The organism is Crocinitomix catalasitica ATCC 23190 (assembly GCF_000621625.1).
GTDB lineage: Bacteria > Bacteroidota > Bacteroidia > Flavobacteriales_D > Crocinitomicaceae > Crocinitomix > Crocinitomix catalasitica.
In genome coordinates, this window is the sequence record NZ_KK211318.1 from 211,004 (window position 1) to 215,751 (window position 4,748).

Sequence of the window (4,748 nt, forward strand, 5' to 3'; positions counted from 1 at the left end):
GGTGTTACTGGATTAGGTGCTGGTGATAATGTGTTTAGATGGACAATCGAAAACGGTGTTTGTGCAGATAGCTTTGATGATATTACTATTACGATAGTGGAAGAGCCTTCTATGGCCAATGCAGGTGCTGATCAAACAGTATGTGAAGATCCAGGAACAGCTACTTTGACTGGTAATGATCCTGCTGTTGGAACAGGAACTTGGACATTGGTTTCAGGAACTGGAACAATAACTGACGCAAGTGCATTCAATTCGGGTGTTACTGGATTAGCTGCTGGTGATAATGTGTTTAGATGGACAATTTCTACTGGCGGGTGTATAGATAGTTTTGATGATATAACAATTACAGTGGATGCGGAACCTTCAACGGCTGATGCAGGTCCAGATCAAACTGTATGTGAAGATCCTGGAACAGCGACTTTAGCTGGTAATAATCCATTGGTTGGAACAGGTGTTTGGACGGTAGTTGCTGGCGGAGGAACTGTTACTGTGCCTGGAGATTTTAACTCTGGTGTTACAGGTTTATCAGCTGGAGTAAATACTTTCCGTTGGACAGTATCAAATGGAGTTTGTACTGATAGCTTTGACGAGGTAACAATTACAATGGACGAAGCTCCAAGCACTGCAGATGCAGGTGCTGATCAAGAGATTTGTGACGCTCCTGGAACAGCAACTTTAGCGGGTAATGATCCTGCTGTTGGAACAGGAACTTGGACATTGGTATCAGGAACTGGTACAATAACAGATGTTAGTGCTTTTAATTCAGGTGTTACTGCTTTAGGGATTGGTGATAATGTGTTTAGATGGACAATTTCTAATGGTGTTTGTGCAGATAGTTTTGATGAAATAACAATAACTGTTAATGAAGCGCCTACCACTGCAAATGCAGGTATTGATCAAACATTATGTTCTGACCCTGGAACAGCAACCTTAGCAGGTAATGATCCAGCAATAGGTACAGGTGTGTGGACTGTGATTACTGGTGGTGCAACAGTAACTACTCCTGCTGATTTTAATTCGGGTGTAACTGGATTAACAGTAGGTGTTAATACTTTCCGTTGGACAATTTCAAACGGAGCTTGTACTGATAGTTTTGATGAAATAACAATTAATGTTGATGAAGCACCAACAGCTTCAGCAGCAGGAGATGATCAGGAGTTATGCTTTGTGACAACCTCTACTTTAGAAGGAAATGATCCTGCTATTGGAACTGGAGCTTGGACAGTTATAACAGGTGGTGCTTCGGTAACAGATGCTACTGCCTTTGATTCTGAAGTGACTGGCTTAACATTGGGAACAAATACTTTTGTTTGGACAATATCAAATGGTGTTTGTGCAGTGAGTACTGATACGATAGTAATATTAATAACTGAAGATAATGATGGTGACGGGGTTTGTGATGCTGAAGATTTAGATTCTGATAATGATGGTGTTTCCGATATTGCAGAAGGTGATGATGATACAGATGGTGATGGTATTCCTGATTATTTGGATTTAGATTCTGATAATGATGGTATTCCTGATCTAGTTGAAGCTGGGGGAACTGATGCTGATGGTGATGGACTGGTTGATGATTTTGAAGATCTTGATGGTGATGGATTGGATGATGCAACTGATACGGATCCTCTTCCTAATCCTGATTCTGATGGAGATGGTATTGATGATAGTAAGGATTTAGATAGTGATAATGATGGTACACCTGATATTACTGAAGCAGGCGGAATAGATGCAGATGGTGATGGTGTTTTGGATGATTTAACTGATACAGATGGAGATGGATTTGGAGATGTTGTAGATACGAACGATGATACTGTACCTGGTGACGGAGATGGTGGAACAGCTTTAACGAATCCAGATACAGACGGAGATGGTGTTGATGATCGATTAGATCTAGATTCTGATAACGACGGTATTGCAGATGTAATTGAAAATGGTGGAACGGATGCTGACGGCGACGGAATACTGGATGATTTTGCAGATGTTGATGGCGATGGTTTCTCTGATATAGTTGATACGGATGATAATACTGTTCCCGGCGCTGGTGATGGCGGAACGACTTTACCGAATGGTGATTTCGACATGGACGGTATTCCAAATAACTTAGACTTGGATTCTGATAATGATGGAATAGTAGATGTGATTGAAGGTGGCGGAACTGATGTTGATGGAAATGGAGTCTTAGATGATTTTACTGATGTTGATGGTGACGGTTTCTCTGATGTTGTAGATACGGACGATAATACGGTTCTTGGTACTGGTGACGGTGGAACGGCTTTACCATTGCCAAATACTGATGGCGAAGGTGGTGCAAACTACTTAGATATTGATGCTGACGGTGACGGAATCATTGATAATATTGAAGGACAAACAACTGCTGATTATATCGCACCAACTGGAACTGATTCGGACGGTGATGGAATAGATGATGCTTACGATATAGATGAATCAGGTACACCAATCGTTCCTAACAATCACGATGGTGATGTAAATGCTGACTATGTTGATACGGATTCTGATAATGATGGTGAGTCTGATTTAATTGAAGGTCATGATTTAGATGGAGACGGTGTCGCTGATACAACTCCTTCTGGTGATGATACTGATAATGATGGCTTAGATGATGCTTTCGATACAACTGTATTAACAGATCTTACTGCTGGTACTAATGGTGGAAACGGAACTGTTGATCCATTTACGGATGGTGTTCTTGCTGATGCTGATACACCAGGTGCAGGTAATTTAGATTTTAGAGAAGTTGATACAGATGGTGACGGAGTTGATGATTCTGTAGATTTAGATTCAGATAATGATGGTATTCCAGATGTTGCAGAAGGAGACGGTGATACAGATGGTGACGGTATTCCTGATTATTTGGATTTAGATTCGGATAATGATGGTATTCCAGATATTATTGAAGCAGGAGGAACTGATAATGATGGAGATGGTTTACTAGATGTATTTGAAGATCTTGATGGAGATGGTTTGGATGATGCAACTGATGCTGATCCACTTCCTAATCCTGATTCGGATGGTGACGGTATTGATGATACTAAAGATTTAGATAGTGATAATGATGGAACTCCAGATATTACTGAAGCAGGCGGAACGGATGTTGACGGTGATGGTATATTAGATGACCTGACAGATACAGATGGAGATGGATTTGGAGATATAGTAGATACAGATGATAATACAATTCCTGGAGGAGGAGATGGTGGAATTTCACTAGCTAATCCTGATACGGATAGTGACGGTGTTGATGATCGAATTGATCTTGATTCTGATAACGACGGTATTGCAGATGTAATTGAAAATGGTGGTACGGATGCTGACGGCGACGGAGTACTAGATGATTTTGCAGATGTTGATGGCGATGGTTTCTCTGATGTAGTTGATACGGACGATAATACTGTTCCTGGTGCCGGTGACGGTGGAACGACTTTACCGAATGGTGATTTCGATATGGACGGTATTCCAAATAACTTAGACTTGGATTCTGATAATGATGGAATAGTAGATGCGATTGAAGGTGGCGGAACTGATGCTGATGGAAATGGAATCTTAGATGATTTTACAGATGTTGATGGTGACGGTTTCTCTGATGTTGTAGATACGGACGATAATACGGTTCTTGGTGCTGGTGACGGTGGAACGGCTTTACCATTGCCAAATACTGATGGCGAAGGTGGTGCAAACTACTTAGATATTGATGCTGACGGTGATGGAATCATTGATAATATAGAAGGGCAAGCAACTGCTGATTATATCGCACCAACTGGAACTGATTCGGACGGTGATGGAATAGATAATGCTTACGATATAGATGAATCAGGTACACCAATCGTTCCTAATAATCACGATGGTGATGCAAATGCTGACTATGTTGATTCGGATTCTGACAACGATGGAGAGTCTGACTTATTAGAAGGCCATGATTTAGATGGTGACGGTGTTGCTGATACAACTCCTTCAGGAGATGATACGGATGGAGATGGCTTAGATGATGCCTTCGATACAATCGAATTGACAGATCTTACTGCTGGAATTAATGGTGGAAACGGAACAGTTGATCCTTTTACGGATGGTGTTCTTGCTGATGCTGATGCGCCTGGAATTGGTAACCTCGATTTTAGAGAGTTAGATTCTGATGGTGATGGCATTGATGATTTAGTTGATTTAGACGATGATAATGACGGGATTCCAGATGATATAGAAGGAGACGGTGATACAGATGGTGATGGAATTCCTGATAGCATTGATTTAGATTCTGATAATGATGGTATTCCAGATCTAGTTGAAGCAGGAGGAACTGATTCGAACGGAGATGGTGTCTTAGATGTATTTGAAGATCTTGATGGTGACGGATTGGATGATGATTTAGCTGATACGCCACTTACTAATCCTGATTCTGACGGTGATGGAATTGTGGATGCTAAAGATTTAGATAGTGATAATGACGGAACACCAGATATTACAGAAGCTGGCGGAATAGATGCTGACGGTGATGGTGTTTTAGATGATATAACGGATACTGATGGAGATGGATTTGCAGATGTGGTTGATACGAATGATGATACAGTTCCAGGTGAAGGTGACGGCGGAATAGCTTTAACTAATCCTGATACAGATGGAGACGGTGTTGATGATCGATTAGATCTTGATTCTGATAACGACGGTATTGCAGATGTAATTGAAAATGGTGGTACGGATGCTGACGGCGACGGAGTACTAGATGATTTTGCAGATGT

At 41.3% G+C, this 4,748-nt stretch carries 1 protein-coding gene; it reads left to right on the forward strand.

Annotated elements, in window-relative coordinates; translation table 11 throughout:
• A partial coding sequence (locus T367_RS25115; protein ID WP_035846386.1) for a beta strand repeat-containing protein occupies positions 1-4,748 on the forward strand: 4,748 nt, incomplete at both ends.